Below are 17,547 nucleotides of genomic sequence, written 5' to 3'. Positions count from 1 at the left end.
GGCGAGTTTGACGGCGGCGAGGCCGCGGACCAGGTGCATGTTGGTGGAGAGCGGCTGGCCGGTGATGGGGAAGTTCTCCACCGCACGGAGCGTGTGGACGCCCCAGTAAGCGCCCGCTGGGACATCGCGATCACCGAGCAGATCATGCTCGGAACGAACGGCGGCGTCGGTGCTGATGATGGTCAAAGGGGGGTCCTCACGGCTTCGTTGACGGGGGTGGGCTGGATGTAAGTGGGCTGCCGTGGCCTGGCTGGTGGCCGCGACGAAATGGAACGCTGGCGTTCCGCATTGCAGAGCGATTGGGCAGGGTGATTGGGCATGGTTGTGGCGACAGTGGGGGTGGCGCCGTCCTGAGGGCAAGCTGCCGACGGTAGGCTGCCCCGATTGGACTGTTGGCGGTGGTTTAGGACTCGGGCGTGTATCAGCGACTCGTCAGGCCGTCGGTCAGTTCCCGCCGCCGGGGACGAGGCTGCCCAAGGCACACTCCACACCATGAAGGTGCCGCGTCATGGCCCTGGACGCTTCCTGGGCGGACCCGCGCTCGATGGCCGCGAAAATGCGGGCATGCTCGCGATCGGATTCCTTCCGCCGATCAGCCACCAGGTTCAGGGTGTTCGACTGGTCCGCCATAGCCTCGCGGATATCGGTCAGGACCCCCACGAAGACCCCGTTGCCACTGCAGCGGGCGATGGTGGCGTGAAACTCGGCGTTCAGGATGATCCACTGCTGCAGATCATCCTCCTCAGACATGGCCCCGAGAATTTCCCGAAGCGCCTCCACGTCCTCAACAGTCCGGCGTTCGGCGGCGAGGGCAGCGGCGGGCACCTCGATGTGTGGGCGCGCCTCCACCAGGTCACGTGCCGAGTATTTTCCGAGCTTCAGGTCCTGGGCAACCCGGTCGGCGATGACGAAGGTGCCCTTGCCGGTGAACGTGGCAGTGAGTCCGAGTGCGTTGCACGACTTCAGTGCTTCCCTGACCATGGACCGGCTGACGCCGTACTGCTGGGCAAGTGATGCTTCCGAGTCCAGCCGTGCTCCGACCGGAATCTTGCCGCCCTCAATGGCATTTCGGAGGGAGGCGAACACGGCTTCGGCGGCGCCGACCCGAATCACTTTATCTTGTCCAACTGTCCAGCTGTCCAACAGGTTCATGCTACGAATATGGCATGCGTCACGGACGGCTGTCAACAGGTTACGCGGGCTACGGGGGCGGCGGCCCAACGCGGCGGGGCCCAACCAGCCGCGGCCCAACCGGGGCGGCCTAACCAGCCGCGCGGCAGCGGCTCACTTTGCGAGCGTGAGCAGCTTTCCCTCGGTCACGGCCTGCCGGGACAGCGTTTTGTAGCCCTCCTGCTCGAAGAGCACGGTGATCACGTCCTCCTCGTGCCGCATGACCAGGCCTGGCCCCCATTCCTTGTGCACCACGGCGGCTTGGAGCGGGAAAGGTTCCCCGCCCGCGGCGGCTGCGGCGCCGTCGTCGTAATCCTCTTCGTACGCGGAGCCGTCAATGCACGTATCGCAGTTGCCGCAGGGCTCCGGGAGGTCCTCGCCAAAGTAGCCGAGCAGGAACTGCCGGCGGCAGGCGTCCGTCTCGGCGTAGCCGCGCATCATCTCGATGCGCGAGCGGTCCACGCGCTGGCGTGCTTCGGCGAGTTCGACGGCGCGTTCCACCACCTTGGGGAGTTTGGCGCCGGAGTCCAGCCTGATGCCGCGCTTGCCGGCCTTGACCGCGCGGGTTTCCTGCAGCTGGTTCAGCAGCCCGGTGAGCCGGCGCGGGGACAGGCCGGTCTGCCCGGCCAGCGCCTTCTGGGTGAGCGGTCCGTCGGCGGCGCGCAGGGCTGTGAGGACTGCCAGCAGCGACTCCTCGTCCGGGGTGTGGGTGCCGAAGAACCGGCGCAGGCCGAGGTCCTCGGGCCGGTAGTGAAGCACGGCGGCGGCAGGTTCGCCGTCGCGCCCGGAGCGGCCGATTTCCTGGTAGTAGCTGTCCAGCGACTCGGGGATGTCGGCGTGGATGACGAACCGGACGTTGGGCTTGTCTATGCCCATGCCGAACGCAGTCGTGGCGACAACGACGTCCAGCTGGTCGTCGAGGAAGCGGTCCTGGACGCTGTCCCGCTCGCCCTGCTTGCGCCCGGCGTGGTACGCCTCGGCGCGCAGGCCGCGTTCGGCGAGCTCCGCCGCGTACGTCTCGGTGTCCTTGCGGGTGGCGGCGTACAGCAGGCCGGGACCCTTGAACTCGGCGGCCTGCTCCACCACGGCGCGGCGCTTGTCCTTGTCCTCGAGGTGGCGGAACACCTCAAGCCGGATGTTGGGCCGGTCGAAGCCGTGGACCAGGACCAACGGATCCTTCATGCGGAGGCGCTGCTGGATTTCGTCGCGGACCGGGGGAGAGGCCGTTGCGGTGAGGCCCACGACCGGCGGGTTGCCCAGCTGCCCGCGGACCTCGCCGAGGCGCAGGTAGTCGGGGCGGAAGTCGTGGCCCCACGAGGAGACGCAGTGCGCCTCGTCCACCACGAACAGCGAGACATCCAGGGCCGCGAGCCGCTCCACGGTTTCGGCCTTGGCCAGCTGTTCGGGCGCCAGGAAGAGGAAGACCGCGTCACCACGTTCAGCCGCTTCCCAAGCGCCGTTCACCTCCGCATCGCTGCGGCCGGAGTTGATGGCGACGGCGGACTCCCCGCCAAGATCCTCCAGCAAGCCGTCCAGCTGGTCCTCCTGCAGGGCTATCAGCGGGGAAACGACGACGGCGGGACCGCGCCGTGCGCCGGTACCCGGCCCGCCGTTGCGGTCCCCCCGTGCCATCTGGTGCAGGTGCAGCGCGGCCACCTGGTAGATGGCTGATTTGCCGTAGCCGGTGGGCATGACGGCGAGGACGTCACGGCCCTGCGCGAGGGCCTGCATGCCGGCGAGCTGGCCGTCCCGGAGGTGGACAAGCCGGAAGGTTCCGGCGGCAAGGCGGCGGAGGCCGGCGTCGGGGTCTGTGCTGTTGTGGGCTATGGCGGGCTCTGTTGCGTCAGCTGATGGTGCGTCAGCTGCGGTTGCGCTGTTGCCGGCGGCGGGTGGGGCGGGGGCCTCGGTCATGGGGCAGCTCCGTGGGGCGGTCCAATGGCCGGGTGTCTTCAGCCGTGGAGTCCACCCTACCTGCCGTTCAGAGGGAGTGGGCGCCTCGGACCACGGCCGGGAATCGCGTATGGGAATGGATTCGCGCGGTTGCTTGCGCAGGCCTGGACTTGGGGATGATGACTTCCCCGTGGCCGCCGCGGCTCATGTCGCGGATGAGGCCCGTGCCGGCAATTTCCCTGGTTAGGGAAATCCCCGCAACTGCCGCCTGCTTCGACGGGTACGTCACCGAGACCGCCACCAGGCGTCCCGCCCCGTCCAGAAGCCTGACGCGGAAGCCGCCGTCCGGAGCATCAATGAGCTCAAAGTGTCCAGCCATGACAAATCCCTCCGTTCGTGCTGCGTTCACTTACTCTATTTTGCGCCTTATCGGCCAGAAAGGCTGGTCTCTCCCGCTGCCGAATAACCAAGCCCCTTCTGCCCATACCGCTCCGCCGCGCCGGTGGGTACCGTGGCCACATGCAGAAGATTTCGATTGAGGCACTGGCCACGCAGCAACTCGAGGCTGCGCGTTCTGTCAGCAGCGGGCGGGCTGCCGACACCGTATTTGGCGGTCACGAAAAGGTGATGCGCCAGACCGTCATGGCGCTTAAAGCCGGGACCAGTCTCAGCGAGCACCAGAACCCGGGGGAGGCAACCATTTTTGTCCTCCGCGGCTCGCTCTGGCTGCGGTCCGGAGGGGAATCCTGGCAGGGCAAATCCGGGGATTTGCTGATCATCCCGAACGGTCTGCACAGCCTGGATGCGGAGGAGGATTCGGCCTTTTTAATGACGGTGGCGAAGATCACATCCTAGGTGCTGGTGACCTTCGCCGCACCCGAATGGACAGTGCTGTTTTGACTGTCCGGGCACGTGTACTATCCCTTCAGGGGGCGGAGACGCCGCAGCGTCAAACTGGGGGTTATGCGCGCATGTGTAAGCGATAAAGACGTGTGAAATCAGCCGTGAAATCACTCGCATGAACTTGCCGTGCCGTCCGGTATCCCCAGCCCTCAAAGCCGAGATCCCGGACCATCCCCAGCCCCACCTGTAGCCTCCCTTCCCACTGAGCCGTTGGTCGCCCCCAACGGCTCAGCAGCCACCCGCGTCATTCGCCGCAACCCACCCCACCCACCTCGGTGACCCCTGCCGTCACCAGCCTGAAAGGACAGCCATGAGCCAGCCCGGCCATACCCCGCCACCACCGCCGGCCGCCGACTACACCACCTACGGCGCGCCGGGATTTCCCGGGCAGCAATATGGCTCAAGTCAGCAGTATGGCTCCGGTCAGCAGTACAGCTGGCAGTTCGGCCCGGCTCCGCATAAATCCTTCCTTGCCGCCTGGCTGTTTGCGCAGTTCCTCGGCGGACTGGGTGTGGACCGCTTCTACCTCGGCAAGATCGGCACAGGCATCGCCAAGCTTCTCACCCTCGGCGGCCTCGGAGTCTGGGCGCTCGTGGACCTGATCATCACGCTGGCGGGGAAGCAGACGGACAAAAACGGCCGGCCGCTGGCCGGGTACGTGCAGCACAAGGTGCTCGCGATCGCGGTCTCGGCGGTGCTGGTAGTGGGCGGAATGATTGTCGGCGCGATCACGGGGGCGGCGGCGGCTCTGGCCTTCCAAGGCGCGGCCACGTCGCCGATCGTCTCGGCTGCGCCGCTCACGGAGACGCCCGCTGCTTCGGACCCGTCCGAGTCGGCACCCGGCGCGTCCCAGGAAGCGGTTGCCGGTGACGACCGTCCCCGCCTGGCCGCCCGGTCCTTCGCAGGAACCGGGGACGCCATCAAAAAGGTGGACCTGCAGGGCATGCCCGCGCTGGTGACCTTCACCTGCAAGGCTTGCACCGGCAACACGGTTCTGGAGACCGACGGCGCAGAGATCATGCTGGTGAACACTATGGGCGGCTACAGCGGCTCACACCTGGTGGACACCAGCACCGGATACGCCACGTCCGAGTTCGCCATCAGCGCCGACTCGGCCTGGACCCTCAAAGTGGAGGATGTGGACGCCGTCCCCACGGCAGCAGGCACGGCACGCGGACACGGCGACGCCGTCATTTACTGGGATGCGCCCAGCGACAGGGCCGCCATCACCAACAAGGGCGACGGACAGTTCCTGGTGGAGGGCTTTGGGGCCGAGATCCCGGAACTGCCGGTCGACGACGAGGGCAACTACAGCGGCACGGTCCGGCTGACGCCCGGCTTCGTGCAGATCAAATCCCAGGGTGACTGGACACTGACCGCGAAGTAGGAACCCTTTGGGTGGAGGTTGCCTGGGCTGGCTACCGCGCTGAATAACAGAAATGGCCCCGCCGGATTTACCGTCCGGCGGGGCCATTTGTTTTTACAGGCCTTCCCTTTGCGGTGGAACAAAGCGCAAAATTAGCCGTATCGGCTCCTAAGGTCGGCGAAAAACCATGAGCAGAGAAGTTTCGGACGCGTCTGCTTCGATACCTGCGAATAATGTGAAAAGCCTTCACGATCGACACCGGCTGCGAAAAGCCAGGGCCGCGCTTCTCGGCATTCTTTTAGGATTGGTTATTTGTAGCGCTCCCGGGACTGCTGGATTTTTCCCTGCCGGGGGAGCTGAAGCGGCGGAGGCCCGTGCAGTTGCGGCTCCACGGCAGGCTCTCCAAGCTGCCTGTGCCCTGGCGCAGAAACTCACTGAAGGCAAAAGGCCGGCGGAAGCGCTGGCGCTTATTGACCGGATCCGTGGGCCTGTCCCGCCCCAGGCCCAGGCCCCGAACCGGGCCTGCGAACAGGAACGGCTCAACGCCATCATCGCGGCCCAGCAGGCAGGGCCGGGGGCACCGGCCCCAACCACCCCGGCACAGCAGGCCGCGAATGACTGGGACCGGTTTGTAAAGAACTGGGCGACGCCGATGGTGCCCGTGGGGCTGGCAATTCTGGGGCTCGTTATCTTCTTTCTGGTGCTCGGGCGCCTGCTGGTCTTCGTGCCGAAAATGCCCTTCTTCAAAATCGGTTCAGGGTGGCGGGCAGGACTGCTGTTCGGCGGGCTGGGCCTGATACTTCTGGGTTCTTGCGGAATAGTCTCTGGGCTGGGAGGGGCATCGGCAGGCGCCGGCGGTGCCTCTCTAGTCCGCGCTTTATGGGGAATAGTGGTCTTCGAAGGGGGATTCATTGCCCTTGCAGGCGCCGTGGCTTTGGCCTTCTACCTCAGTAGCAGGCTGCGCGTCGCGCTGGACGTCCGGGGTGCGGACGGCAAAACCAACGAGGCTGACAGCATGCACATCGTTGCACTTCTGCATGAACTTGGCGCCGCGCCCCCGCGAGGAATCGAGATGCCTGTCGGCACCGACGTAAAGGCCCTCGACGACACCGCCTTGGCCGTCGCGTTCAGTAACAAGCTCCTGGCCGCCGCCCAAAAGATCCTCACGTCCATGTTCGGCGTCACGCCGTGGAAGGTGGCAGTTTCACCGGTTGGCGAGAACCTGCTGGCGGTCGCCGTGACACGGAATGGCTGGACCGTCGGCGCGGCCGGCATCGACAGGAAGGCGCTCGGCCTGTCCGGGGAACCCGCTGGCGCCGCGTCGCCCGCGGGAAAGGGGCCGACCACGAAGGCGGCAACCGATGCGCGGACCGAACTGCACAAAATGGCGGCCGCGTTCATCCTCGCCACCCTCGCGCGCAAGCATCACGGGTTCGAGGGTCTGTGTGGTGCCACGGATTGGCGCAGCCTCGGATTGCACTCTATTGCGACGACGGGCCAGTGGGCCGATGCCGGGACGGCAGAGGCGCTTTTGGGCAAAGCGGTCGATCTGGATCAGGGGAGCATGCTCGCCGACATTGCGTTGCATTTTTACCGGCTGCGCAGAGAAGAAGAGCAAAAGGCCCTGGCGGGGTATGCGGAATGGTTGGGGGCCAAGGCAGCGGGAATCAGGCTCGACATTGATGCAGGAGTGAAATCGTGGGCCGGGTACGGTGCACTGTTGTACCGGGTTGAGATGACCTTCCTCAGTGTGGTGCTCAACCTGCCAATGCTGGCTGAATTCGACGAGCTGCGTGCCAAAGGCAGGGCTGTGGCCCGCAGGCTGCTGATCGAGCTCCCGCCCGGCCATGATGCGCCCGTCCCCGGACCGCTGGCCCACTCCATGCTCCTGAACGCGGCGCTGGCCTACCACGACCTCTCCGCACCGGGCGACGCGCAGTTCCGAGAGTCAGGCCTCGGCTACAACTCGGCCATGGTCCCTCACTTCGTGGAATGGTATGAAGAGGCTCTGGGTTCTGTTGCCCCGGGTACGGCCTATGCTGCGGCGTGCAGCATCTTCAGGGAGAGCGGTCTGTCCCAGGAAGAAAAAATCATTGAACGGCTCGGATACGCCTTCACGGACCCCGAAATCAAGGACTGGGCGAGGTCCGACCCGGAGCTGAAGGGGTTGCTCAGCAGCAGCATCAAGTTTCGCGAGTTGCTGGGGTTGAAGCCCCGGGATGACTACTGGAAACTGGATCCCTTCGTGCCCTATGAGAAGCAGTTGCGTGCGGCGGGTGTGGAACGCCTCGGGGATCTGACGGCCGATGAAACAGGGCCCCACGACATCAGGGTTGACCTTCAGCTGAGCCCATTCGTGTTTGCCCGGCTGGTCAGGCTCGCATCCCTGGTACGCCGCGCTGAAGCGGTGGTCTACAGCGCCGAGAACAGCGGCGTTTATCGGTTCCGGGTAGAGGTAGTGGGGGCACTGATAGAGGCCGGAATCGAACGCCCGGAAGAGATACCGGCCGTCTGGAGCGAGGAGGGCACGGCGGAGGCAGCCAAACACCCGCGTGACCTGGTAGCCGAGCTGATAACCAGCATGCGACAGCGCATCATGGAGGCCCCTGAAGCCGCTGCCTTGAAGGCCTGGCTGCGGGCGCTGACGGATGTGCCTGCGGACGGCTCCCCGGCGGAGCCCGAACCTAATCCGACTGGACGCCTGTGAGGGTACGCGCCAGCTCAGGCAGCGACGTCACGGTGTAATCGGGTTCCGCGAAGTAGGCCGGGTAGGGCGCTCCGGAACGGTTGATCCATGCGGTGCCGAGTCCGGCCCGGGCGGCCCCGTGAATGTCCCACGGGTGGACCGCCACCAGAAGCATCTGCTCCGGGTCGGTACCGCAGGCCGCGGCGGCAAAATCGTAGGCTCCGCGGGCGGGCTTCCAGGCCGGGGCGTCGTCGACGGACAGCAGGAGATCGAAGCTGTCCCGGATCCCGGCGGCATTGAAGAGATTCTCCGCGATGTCGGCGGAGCCGTTGGTCAGCGTGGCGAGCCGGTAGCCGGCCTCTTTCAGGGCGGAGACGCCGTCCGGCACGTCGGGGTGGAGCTCCAGCCCCGCCATGCCTTGCATGATGTGTTCCACGGCCGCGTCCGCCTCCATCGTCAGGTCCATGCCGGCGAGCAGGCCGCGCAGCGCCTCGGCCCCGATTTCGGCGAAGGCGCTGTTGTCTCCTACCGCGGTGAGCGCGAAGCCGTCGCGCAGCAGCGTGGCGAACCACAGTTTAGCGAGCGACGCCGGGGCGCCGGCTTCCGCGAAGCGGTCAGCCAGAGGGGACATGTCGGACAGGGTTTCGTTGACGTCGAAGACGATGACGGACGGGGCGGTTCTCACGGCATGGCTCCTTCTGGGCGGCTGGTCACGCCCAGTCTTGCCGGTGCGGGGCTCGAACGGTAGGCCCCGGCACAACATGCGGGAGCGGGCGGTGCAACGCAGGCGTTGCGCCGCCCGCTCCCTGTGTGAAGCTCCCAGCCTTGATCCCTGCCAGGAGTTCCTACCTGACGGTCTTGACCGTCGCTTCGTAGGTGAGGATTTCTGTACCGTTGCCTTCTTCGGCGTCGTCCGGCGCCACATGCATGGTCAGGTGGTTGCCGTCCGCCGTGAGCTTGAAGGGGTTCCGGGTGGCGGCGTGACCGGCCGTGGACCACTTTTGAAACGGCACGTCATGCAGGGTTGTCCTCTTGGCGAGGTCGATCAGGGCCATGCCGCCCAGCTCGTATGCCGCCGTCGTGCCGCCTGCGGCCGGGGTTTGGGGCAGGACGGTAACCCCGGCACACAGCGCCTGGGAGCTGGCCACATACTGGCAGTCCTGGTAGTCGATGAAGTGGTTCGGGTTCTTCCAGGTGGCGAGCTCCTTGCCCTTGAGGTTCCACTCCGCGAACCTCCGGGAGCCCCAGGTGTGGCCGACCAGGTGCCCCGTCTGGCGGTCCATGACGACGCCGCCGAAGTGGTCGGGGACGTCGAACTGCTTTTCCGCCTGGAGGGTAGCGGCGTCGACGCGGTAAATGATGGAGCTGCTGTTGGGCCGGTACTGGGCTACGGACACCCAGATGTTCTTTCCGTCGAAGTCCAGCCCGCCGGGGTGGTACATGTCGCCTTCGCCCAGGATGATGTCCTTTTGCAGCTTCCCGGCCTTGTCCATCACAAACAGGTGTCCGACGCCCTTCCCGGCCGTGCGGTCGTACCCGTCGCGCGGGGACGGGTACTTGACGGTACGTTCCACGATTTCCACGGACGACAGAAAAATGTGGTCGTCCGTGTAGGCGATGCCCTGCGGGTGGTGTGTGGGGAATTCGAGCTTCAGCTTGCCCGTCAGTTCCCAGCTGGTGGATCGGTCAACGGCCTTGAAACTGTCGGCCAGGACAGAGTCGGCTGCGGGGCTGTCATTGTTGCCGGACTGGGGTGCCGCCTGGGCGGCGATTCCGCTGCCGGCAGCGAGGATGATGACGGCCGCTGCGGCTGCAAGGAGGCCGCGGTTACGTGTCGGGCTCATGGGGGTGCCTTTCAGGAAGGTGAGTAGCGCTTCGGAAGCTTCAATGAGTGCTCAGTCATGACGTCGCGGAGGCGGTCGGGATAGTCGGTGATGATCCCGTCGACGCCGGTGGAGATGAGCGCGCGCATGGTCGGTTTGTCGTCCACGGTCCACGGAATGACCTGCATTCCGGCGTCGTGGGCCCGTTCGACCATGTCGGCGGTGACGTAAGGGATGTACCCGGCGTCCTGCACGGTCCCGTTCTGGGGTGTTCCGTGGACAGGGGAGACGGCGTCGAATCCCAGGTGTGATGCCGCGGCCACGAGGTCCCCGTCAAAATCGTCCGCGTCGATGCCGCCGAGCCACGGCGAGCTGCCGGGCTGGCCGGTCTGGAGGAAGTCCTTGTTGGTCAGGGCGACGGTGCGGATCCGGGGGTCCGTCTCCTGGACGAGCCGCAGTGCGCCCCAGTCAAAGCTCTGGACGGAGGCGCGGTGCTGCATGTTGGCGGCCTTGATTTCCCGCAGGGCGACGGCCACGAACTGTTCGCGGGGAGCCGTCTGCTCCGGGGCGCCGGCCTCGACTTTCGTTTCGATGTTGAATTTCACCTGGCTGGCCCCGTATGAGTTCACAAGCGCGAACACTTCCGCGAGGGTGGGCATCGTTTCCCCGGGCGCAGCCTGTTGCCCGGGGAACTGGGGGAGCGTGCGGCTTCCGCAGTCAAGGGTGCGGACCTGGCCGAAGGTCAGGTCTTTGACGTATTTCCCGACGTAAGGGAACTGGGGGTCCCCGGGCGCGACAGGGGCGGTGTCAGCGCACTTCATTCCGCTGATCTTGCGGTCGTGCGTGACGACTTCGCGGCCGTCCCTGGTGATCTGAAGATCAAGTTCAAGAGTGGTCACGCCGGTTTCGAGAGCCTTGGCGAACGCAGGAAGGGTGGACTCGACCGTCAGCCCCAGTCCGCCGCGGTGGGCCTGCAAGTCAAAGTGGTTGTCGCTGCCGTTCGGGTTGGTGTCGGCAGCCTGCGCCGGAAGGGATGTCCCCAGCGCCAGTCCCGTGCACATGGCGGCTGCGGTCAGCAGCTTCGCGTAGTTCATCTGTAGTCTCCAAGTCGATGTCATGCCCATCAATGGGCGTCATTCAGTCTGCGCATTTCCCGGAAACCAGCGGCGGCGGACCGGTGGAGAGCAGGTGACGGACCGGTGAACGCAGTCTGAGCCCGTGATTCGCTCCGGTATACGGCGGCATGGCTGACGCCCGAACACTCGGCATATTGACATGCAGATGGCCCGGGAATAGCGTCTGCCTTAACGGGGCTTTCCGCCCCGTTTCTAAGTATTTTCGGCGCCGACACTGGGCCGCTTCTGCTTGGCGAGGGCGCCTGCGAGGAGTCCTCATGTCTTGGGAAATGTCCGGAAAGTATGTTGGCAGCTGTAGCTGCCAGTTGATTTGTCCGTGCCCGGTCGACGGCGTTCCCACCGGTCCGGACGGCGAGTGCCGTGGCGTGAATGTCTTCCATATCGCGAGCGGAAAACTCGATGATACGGATCTCTCGGGCGTCGACTTCGCCTTCTGCAACTGGTTCCCTTCGAACCTCACCGCAGGCGGCTGGAAGGTCGGAGTCGTCGTGGACGATGGCGCATCCGAAGCGCAGGCCAGTGCTTTGGAAAGCATCCTTCACGGTGAGGCCGGCGGCCCGTTCGCGGATTTTGCGGCGCTGTATGGGGAGTGGCTGGGCGTGGAGCGCGGAAGTGTCACTTTCACCGAGGGTGACAATCCGGCCGCCTCGGTGGCGGGGCGGGCGAGCTACACTTTCGAGCCGCTTCCCGGACCCGGCGGCGGCGTGACCACCATGAAGAACGCGATGTTCGGCTTTGCCCCGGAATTCCGGATCGGCAAAGCGCCCGGACACTCGGACCTCTTCGGGCTCGAGTTCGACGGCGTCTACGGGGAGACCTCGGACTTCACCTTTGCCAGCGAAATGGCCGAGGACGCCCCCAGGGGCAGGGCCTGATCCGGCTTGCCCATGCCGCGCAGGAAGCTGTTCACGGGAGGCGGCGCGCACGGCCATGTGCGCGCCGCCGTTTCCGCTGCCGCGCCGTCCGGATCTTCCGGCGCCGCGTCCCTTCCGCGTGCATCCTCGTCCAGGGTCGATGCGCGGGAGGCAGGCCTTATCGCCATCCTGCTGGGGCTCGCCGCTGCGAGTTGGGTCTTCAATTCAGCACAGATGAGCGGGATGGACATGGGCCGCTGGACCGACCCCGGCCCGTTGGGCTTCTTCGTCGTGACGTGGGTGGTGATGCTGGCGGCCATGATGTTCCCCTCCGTCGCGCCGATGGTCATTGCCTATGACCGGATACACAGCCACCGCCGCCGGATGGGACGCTACGCACCGCCGGGGAGCACCGCCGTTTTCGTGGCCGGTTACCTGGTCTCGTGGACGGCCTTCGGCGTGGTGGCCTACGCGCTCTACGCCTTGGCAGCGGCGCAGTCCCCAGGGATCTTCGCCTCCGACCAGGCAGGCCGCTACCTGGCCGCCGGAGTGATTATGCTGGCGGCCGTCTATCAGCTGACGCCGGCCAAGAACGTCAGCCTGATGAAATGCCGGACGCCCATGGACTTCCTCCTGCACCGCATGCGCCACGGGTACGGTGGCGCGCTGCGCATGGGAGTGGAACACGGCGCCTGGTGCGTCGCGTGCTGCTGGGCACTGATGGCGGCGCTGTTCGCGCTCGGTGTGATGAGCATCGGCTGGATGGCAGTGATCGGGGCGTTCATCGCCGGCGAGAAGATGCTCCCGTGGAAACGGCTCGCAAACCGCTCCGTGGCGGTGGCGCTCGCCGTCATTGCCCTTAGTATCGCCCTGACGCCCGCGGCGACGGGCGGGACGGGGATGTAACCGCGCGGTCCGCACGTCCTGCGTGCGGCACTGCACACTGGGGGATCTTTGGCAGGTCTCATGCACTAGAGGAGTCGGAAATGTCTGACGGGACGGGACTGATCAAGCGTTTTTACACGGAGGTGATCGAGGGCGGGAATCTTGCCCTCATTGATGAATTGTCGACGAATGACTTTGTCGATCACGAAGAGGGTCTTCCCGGACAACCGCCCGGCAAGGAGGGCGTCCGGTTCTTCGTGAATGCTCTTCGGTCTGCGTTCCCGGATATCAAGGCCAAGACGATCGAGCCGTATCTGGCGGACGGGGACATGGAAGCGTGCCACGTCATCCTCACGGGCACGCATCAAGGAGAGCTGGCCGGTGTTGCGGGAACGGGCAAGAGCGTCGAATTCGGCGGGACGGACATCATCCGTGTCGAGGACGGCAAGGTCGCCGAACACTGGGGAACCACCGACAACATGAGGCTCATGCAGCAGATCGGCGCAATCCCCGGATAGCGTCTACTGGATACCCGCCCAAAGGGTACGGCGGCCGCCCAAACCGGGCGGCCGCCGTCGTACTTCCTAATACGTGACGATCAGCTGTTGAGCGCGTACGGCTTCGGGAGCTTGAGGCCGCGCTGGTCCATGAGGGTGCGCAGGCGGGTGGGGTAGTCGGTGATGATGCCGTCCACGCCGAGGTCCATCAGACGGGCCATGTCCGCCGTGGCGTTGACGGTCCACGGAATGACGGGCAGGCCGAACTCGCGCGCTTCGGCGATCATCTGCGGGGTGACGGAGCGGAAGGCGGGGGAGATGATGTCGTAGCCCTGGGCCTTGGCGGCCTTGGCGAGGGAGCCGTCGTAGTCGTCGATGTCGATGCCGCCGAGGTTCGGGCTGGCGCCGGGCTTGCCGACCTCGAGCCAGGTGTCGCCGCTGGAGAGGGCCACGAGGGGGAGCTGCGGCGCGATCTTCTTGGTGAAGTTCAGCGATGACCAGTCGAAGGACTGCACGGTGGTGCGGTGGGACATGCCGGCCTTGTAGATCTCGATAACCACGGCCTTGGTGAGCGCCAGCATGCCTTCGCTGCCGGCCTTGCCGTCCTCCACTTTGGTCTCCACGTTGAAGCGGACCTTCCTGGCGTTGAAGCTGCCCGCCAGTTCGAACACGTCCTTGAGCTCGGCGATCCGGTTGCCCTCGATCACGTCCTGCTCCGGATAGCCGGGCAGCTGCATGAAGCCGCAGTCCAGGGTCTTGATCTGGTCGAGCGTCAGGTCCGCGACGCGGTCGCCCACGTACGGGAACTCGGCGTCGCCGGCGACGGCCGGGGCGGTGTCGCGGCACTTGGTCGCCTGGATGGTGTCGTCGTGCCAGACCACCACGCTGCCGTCCTCGGTCAGGTGGGTGTCCAGCTCCAGCGTGGTCACGCCCAGCTCCAAGGACTTGGCGAACGCCGCCAGGGATTCCTCGGTCCATTCCCCGCGGCCCCCGCGGTGGGACTGCAGGTCAAAGGAGCCGTTGCGTTCGCTCGCCTTGACCGCGTTGGTGTCCGACGGCGGTACGGCTGCCGCAGCGTCCGACGGCGGCGTGCCGGCGTCCGCGGTCGGGGCGGCGACGGCGGGGCTCGCCATGGCGGCGATGAGCGCGGCGGCGGCCGCGGCGGTCAGGACTGTGCGCATGGTGATGGTTCCTCCCGGATGACGGTGGTCGGCGCTGAGCCGCCGACCCGTTCACCGTAGGAAGGCCAGATGGACAGTCCGATGCGGGGAGTTTGATGGGAGATTAACAGGTCTGGCGAATGCAGCCCGTCGCCGCGATGACCCGGTACCCGTGTTGATGGTTGTAGCCATGGATTTCTCTCGTGTCGAGAGCACTCATAAAGGCGAGAATTGCCGCGGTGATGACCTGGCCGGGGACGAGGACGGGAAAACCCGGGGGATACGGGGTGACGAATCCGGCAGAGATAATTTCCTCTCCCGCGCTCACCCGGCGGGCGAGCTCATGGGGTGTGAGATGGAAAACTGCCTCGGACTTATACGTATCGAAATAAGCGGCACGGATATCCCCGTCCGGGGTCTGCGCTCCGCTGCGGTACGGTGCGGCGAAGTGGCTGAAATCCGGCAAGGGGGGAGGGTCGCTCGTCAGGGCTTTTACGCGTGCCTGGCCCGCCTCTTGATCGGCAGGATTGAGATTTGTGGTGTCCTCTTCGAAGGTTTCGGCAAGTTTGACGAGGACTTCGATGAGATAGGCCACTGCGCTGCGTGATGTTCCGATGTTGGTCATGAGCAGAACGCTGTTCCGTGAGGTTTTGTTGACCTGGATGCCGAACCGGTCCATCAGGTGCAGGTGCTTAAAGGTGTCCCCGTCGATTCCGGTCCGTCCTATGTCAAGAGTGAGCCTGCAGGGGTCAACTACGAATTCGTCGTTTTTCCAGGCGTCGTTCATCGCAGAGATCCCGTCGCGCAGGGGGAAGGAATGGCCAGTCTGCCGGTATTCATCCGGTATGAGGTCCTGGGTAGTCAGGACTCTGAAGTACTTTCGCAGCAGTGGGTGGCGGGCGACGGTCTGGGCGATGCTGATGGCAAGGTCGGCTTGTCGCTGCACGAGTTCGTATCCCTCGAGCTCTGCTTGTCGTCGCCCTATGTCCAGGGATGCGAGGATCTGATAGTTCGGCGACGTGGAGGTGTGCGTCATGTATGCCTCCCGGAATGCATCCTGGTTGTGGCGCGAAAAATCCTGGTCGTAGACGTGGATCATGGAGCCCTGGCGGAGGGACGTGAGGGTCTTATGGGTGGATTGGGTTGCATACACCCGGAGCCGGGCGATTGTCGGATCCGGGATCAGGCGGGTGTTGAGCCATACTCCGTCCGGGGCCGGTTCCCCTGTCTCCGGGTCATGCAGGATCAGGGCCTGCTCAGCGTGCTGGCGAGCGTACCGCTGCTGTTCGAAGTCCTGTTCCAGCTTCCTTGAAGCCGCCATGGCAGTTCGCCGGCGGTAGAGCGGGTGGAAACCTGCGAAGGCAAACCATGCCTCGTCCCAGAGGAAGACCAAGTCGGGTTTGATGGCCAGGCATTCGGCCATGACCCTTTCGACGTCGTAGACGATTCCGTCGAATGTGCAGTTGGTCAGGGTGATCATTTTGACCTCGTGCAGGCGGCCGGCGCGGCGGTAATCCAGCAGGGTCTGCTTGATGCTCCGGAGCGGGACAGCTCCGTAGAACGAGTGCTTGTCGAGGGGATAGGCGTCCAGATAAGCCACGCGCGCGCCGGCAAGCATCAGAGCGTAATGATGGGATTTGTGGCAGTTCCGGTCTACCAGGACCACGTCCCCTGGGGCAACGATCGACTGGTGAACGATCTTGTTCGCTGTCGAGGTCCCGTTGGTCACGAAGTACGTTTTTTGGGCGCCGAAGGCTCGGGCCGCCAGGTTCTGGGCATCCCTGATAGCACCGTGGGGATCCAGCAGAGAGTCCAGCCCGCCGGAGGTGGCTGAGGTCTCCGCGAGCAACAGGTTCAGGCCGTAGAAGTCGGCCATATCCGTGATCCACCGGGAATTCAGCACCGAACCTCCCCGCGATATGGGGAGGGCATGAAAGACGCCTGCCGGCCGCTTGCTGTAATGCTGCAATGCCGTGAAAAAGGGAGTGTCGTAGCGGCCCGCGATTCCTCGCAGCAGGGAAAGATGGATTTCGAGCCCGTCCTCACGGGCGAAGATGCGGCGGAAATGCCGGGTTAAGGATCCGGCTACTTTTTCGATGGCGACACCGGCGATGAGGTAAAGATCCAGCTCGGGGCGCAGCTCGGAGAGCTTCCCCGCCAGCCGCAGAATACGTTGGACAGGGTGCACGGGGTCAGGACTGGAACCAGCGAAACTGTCCAGGAATCCCCTCAGGTCATGCCCGAGGCGCTGTCGGGTGGTGCTGGCGAACCCCGGGCGAATGACACAGGCCTGAATCTCGGGATTGAGCAGCACCGCGATAAGGGCGTCCTCGAAGCTGGGAACGATGTTGACGTTGTATATAAACTCGTCGTCATTACGCCGCCTGCCGAGCAAATCTGCCTTCAACGACTCCTGATCCGCTTCGGTCATGTCATCGATGACGAGGACTTCAAACCGGCGTCTGGGCTCAGCAACGGCTACCGGTTGAGCAGCCGCATCCCGGTGCCCGGAGGTTGACGGGAGCTCCGTGCTGCCAGCGGCGGTATGTGCCAGTGCCCGGCGGGCTGCATCAATTACCTCCCCCGCCACGCGGAAGTCCTCGATCGTGAGACTTGAGCGCAGGTCTGCCATCAGGCCACGCCCGGGGGAGGCGAAGTAGGGCTCGATGGCGTCAAGGATGTTCAGCAGCCGAAAGGATTCGCTCAGTAGGCCAGTGACGGAATTCCCCTTCTCAGCGGCAGTGAGCAGCTGCTTAACGGTGTAGGCAAGGAAGTCCCAGCTGTCTGCTCTAAGCCGCCAGACACTGCTGGGCGTTCCCACGGCGTGCGGTGTGACCGCAGCGGGCGGAAAGCTCTCAGCGGAACCACCGTTGAGAAGAGGGCTGAGGGAGGCGGCGGAGTTCATGAAGTCCTTCGGGCGGGCTTTGGAGGTCTGGGGTTTGTGGGGATCGAGTGCTCCGTAAGTGCCCTTTTGGGGGTCCAGAACGGCGGTTACGGAGCAATCGATGTGGGGGTTGGGACCTTGGTCAGTTCGTTTCGTGCATGGGGATGCGGACGCCGCGTTCCTTGGCGACCTCGACGGCGCGGTCGTAGCCGGCGTCGGCGTGGCGGATGACGCCCATGCCGGGGTCGTTGGTGAGGAGGCGTGCGAGCTTTTCGGCGGCGAGGTCGGTGCCG

Annotated in this window: 15 protein-coding genes and 1 pseudogene; 6 read left to right on the top strand and 10 right to left on the bottom strand. The window is 65.1% G+C overall.

The genetic code is table 11. From position 1 onward, the window contains the following. The 4 genes and pseudogenes from aspA to JYA52_RS01425 form a co-directional block, all read right to left on the bottom strand. Positions 1 to 186 (bottom strand): annotated as a pseudogene (aspA, locus tag JYA52_RS01440) (aspartate ammonia-lyase); the annotation flags it as partial. A 258-nt stretch (positions 187 to 444) separates the two neighbouring features. Then, complete coding sequence (locus JYA52_RS01435; RefSeq protein WP_205651372.1) at positions 445 to 1,152, bottom strand: FadR/GntR family transcriptional regulator; 708 nt, start codon at positions 1,150 to 1,152, stop codon at positions 445 to 447. Positions 1,153 to 1,284: 132 nt separating this feature from the next. Beyond that, the gene (locus tag JYA52_RS01430; RefSeq protein ID WP_205651371.1) at positions 1,285 to 3,081 is read right to left on the bottom strand and encodes a RecQ family ATP-dependent DNA helicase; all 1,797 of its coding nucleotides are present in this window, start codon (positions 3,079 to 3,081) and stop codon (positions 1,285 to 1,287) included. A 67-nt stretch (positions 3,082 to 3,148) separates the two neighbouring features. After that, a complete protein-coding gene (locus tag JYA52_RS01425) occupies positions 3,149 to 3,439 on the bottom strand; it encodes a YegP family protein (protein ID WP_205651370.1) in 291 nt (96 codons plus the stop codon). Positions 3,440 to 3,579: 140 nt separating this feature from the next. Between JYA52_RS01425 and JYA52_RS01420 the strand changes: the two genes are divergently transcribed. The 3 genes from JYA52_RS01420 (at position 3,580) to JYA52_RS01410 (ending at position 8,036) form a co-directional block, all read left to right on the top strand. Next, entirely contained in the window at positions 3,580 to 3,915 is a 336-nt protein-coding gene (locus tag JYA52_RS01420; RefSeq protein ID WP_205651369.1) for a cupin domain-containing protein, read from the top strand. Positions 3,916 to 4,273: 358 nt separating this feature from the next. Beyond that, on the top strand, positions 4,274 to 5,350 hold the full coding sequence (locus JYA52_RS01415) for a TM2 domain-containing protein (protein ID WP_205651368.1): 1,077 nt from the start codon (positions 4,274 to 4,276) through the stop codon (positions 5,348 to 5,350). Between the two features lie 283 nt (positions 5,351 to 5,633). Beyond that, positions 5,634 to 8,036, top strand: coding sequence for a hypothetical protein (locus JYA52_RS01410; RefSeq protein WP_205651367.1), 2,403 nt, complete (start codon positions 5,634 to 5,636; stop codon positions 8,034 to 8,036). On the opposite strand, the gene JYA52_RS01405 is transcribed toward JYA52_RS01410, so the two are convergent. The 3 genes from JYA52_RS01405 to JYA52_RS01395 all read right to left on the bottom strand — a co-directional run bounded on the left by JYA52_RS01405 (position 8,014) and on the right by JYA52_RS01395 (position 10,932). After that, the gene (locus JYA52_RS01405) at positions 8,014 to 8,700 is read right to left on the bottom strand and encodes a haloacid dehalogenase type II (protein WP_307869276.1); all 687 of its coding nucleotides are present in this window, start codon (positions 8,698 to 8,700) and stop codon (positions 8,014 to 8,016) included. The genes JYA52_RS01410 and JYA52_RS01405 overlap by 23 nt on opposite strands. A 160-nt stretch (positions 8,701 to 8,860) precedes the next feature. Beyond that, on the bottom strand, positions 8,861 to 9,859 hold the full coding sequence (locus JYA52_RS01400) for a DUF6454 family protein (protein ID WP_205651365.1): 999 nt from the start codon (positions 9,857 to 9,859) through the stop codon (positions 8,861 to 8,863). A gap of 11 nt (positions 9,860 to 9,870) precedes the next feature. After that, complete coding sequence (locus JYA52_RS01395; RefSeq protein ID WP_205651364.1) at positions 9,871 to 10,932, bottom strand: glycerophosphodiester phosphodiesterase; 1,062 nt, start codon at positions 10,930 to 10,932, stop codon at positions 9,871 to 9,873. A gap of 299 nt (positions 10,933 to 11,231) precedes the next feature. Here JYA52_RS01395 and JYA52_RS01390 point away from each other — a divergent pair, with 299 nt between their 5' ends. From JYA52_RS01390 to JYA52_RS01380, 3 genes are all read left to right on the top strand, one after another. Continuing rightward, positions 11,232 to 11,849 (top strand): DUF1326 domain-containing protein, encoded by a 618-nt coding sequence (locus JYA52_RS01390; protein WP_205651363.1) that lies wholly within the window; start codon positions 11,232 to 11,234, stop codon positions 11,847 to 11,849. Positions 11,850 to 11,861: 12 nt separating this feature from the next. Beyond that, a complete protein-coding gene (locus JYA52_RS01385; protein WP_205651362.1) occupies positions 11,862 to 12,734 on the top strand; it encodes a DUF2182 domain-containing protein in 873 nt (290 codons plus the stop codon). 80 nt (positions 12,735 to 12,814) lie between these two features. Continuing rightward, positions 12,815 to 13,231 carry an ester cyclase gene (locus JYA52_RS01380; protein ID WP_205651361.1) on the top strand — a complete coding sequence of 139 codons (417 nt, stop codon included), beginning with the start codon at positions 12,815 to 12,817 and terminating at the stop codon, positions 13,229 to 13,231. Between the two features lie 80 nt (positions 13,232 to 13,311). Here the strand turns inward: JYA52_RS01380 and JYA52_RS01375 are convergent, their stop codons facing one another. The 3 genes from JYA52_RS01375 to JYA52_RS01365 all read right to left on the bottom strand — a co-directional run. Next, a complete protein-coding gene (locus JYA52_RS01375) occupies positions 13,312 to 14,391 on the bottom strand; it encodes a glycerophosphodiester phosphodiesterase family protein (protein ID WP_205651360.1) in 1,080 nt (359 codons plus the stop codon). Between the two features lie 103 nt (positions 14,392 to 14,494). Beyond that, positions 14,495 to 17,275: an aminotransferase class I/II-fold pyridoxal phosphate-dependent enzyme gene (locus JYA52_RS01370; protein ID WP_205651359.1), complete on the bottom strand. Its 2,781-nt coding sequence runs from the start codon at positions 17,273 to 17,275 to the stop codon at positions 14,495 to 14,497. Positions 17,276 to 17,396: 121 nt separating this feature from the next. Further along, a partial coding sequence (locus tag JYA52_RS01365) for a urocanase-related protein (protein WP_205651373.1) occupies positions 17,397 to 17,547 on the bottom strand: 151 nt, incomplete at its 5' end.

The organism is Arthrobacter pascens, assembly GCF_017052465.1.
In the GTDB taxonomy this organism is placed as follows: domain Bacteria; phylum Actinomycetota; class Actinomycetes; order Actinomycetales; family Micrococcaceae; genus Arthrobacter; species Arthrobacter pascens.
This window is presented reverse-complemented; position numbering and strand designations above follow the sequence as displayed.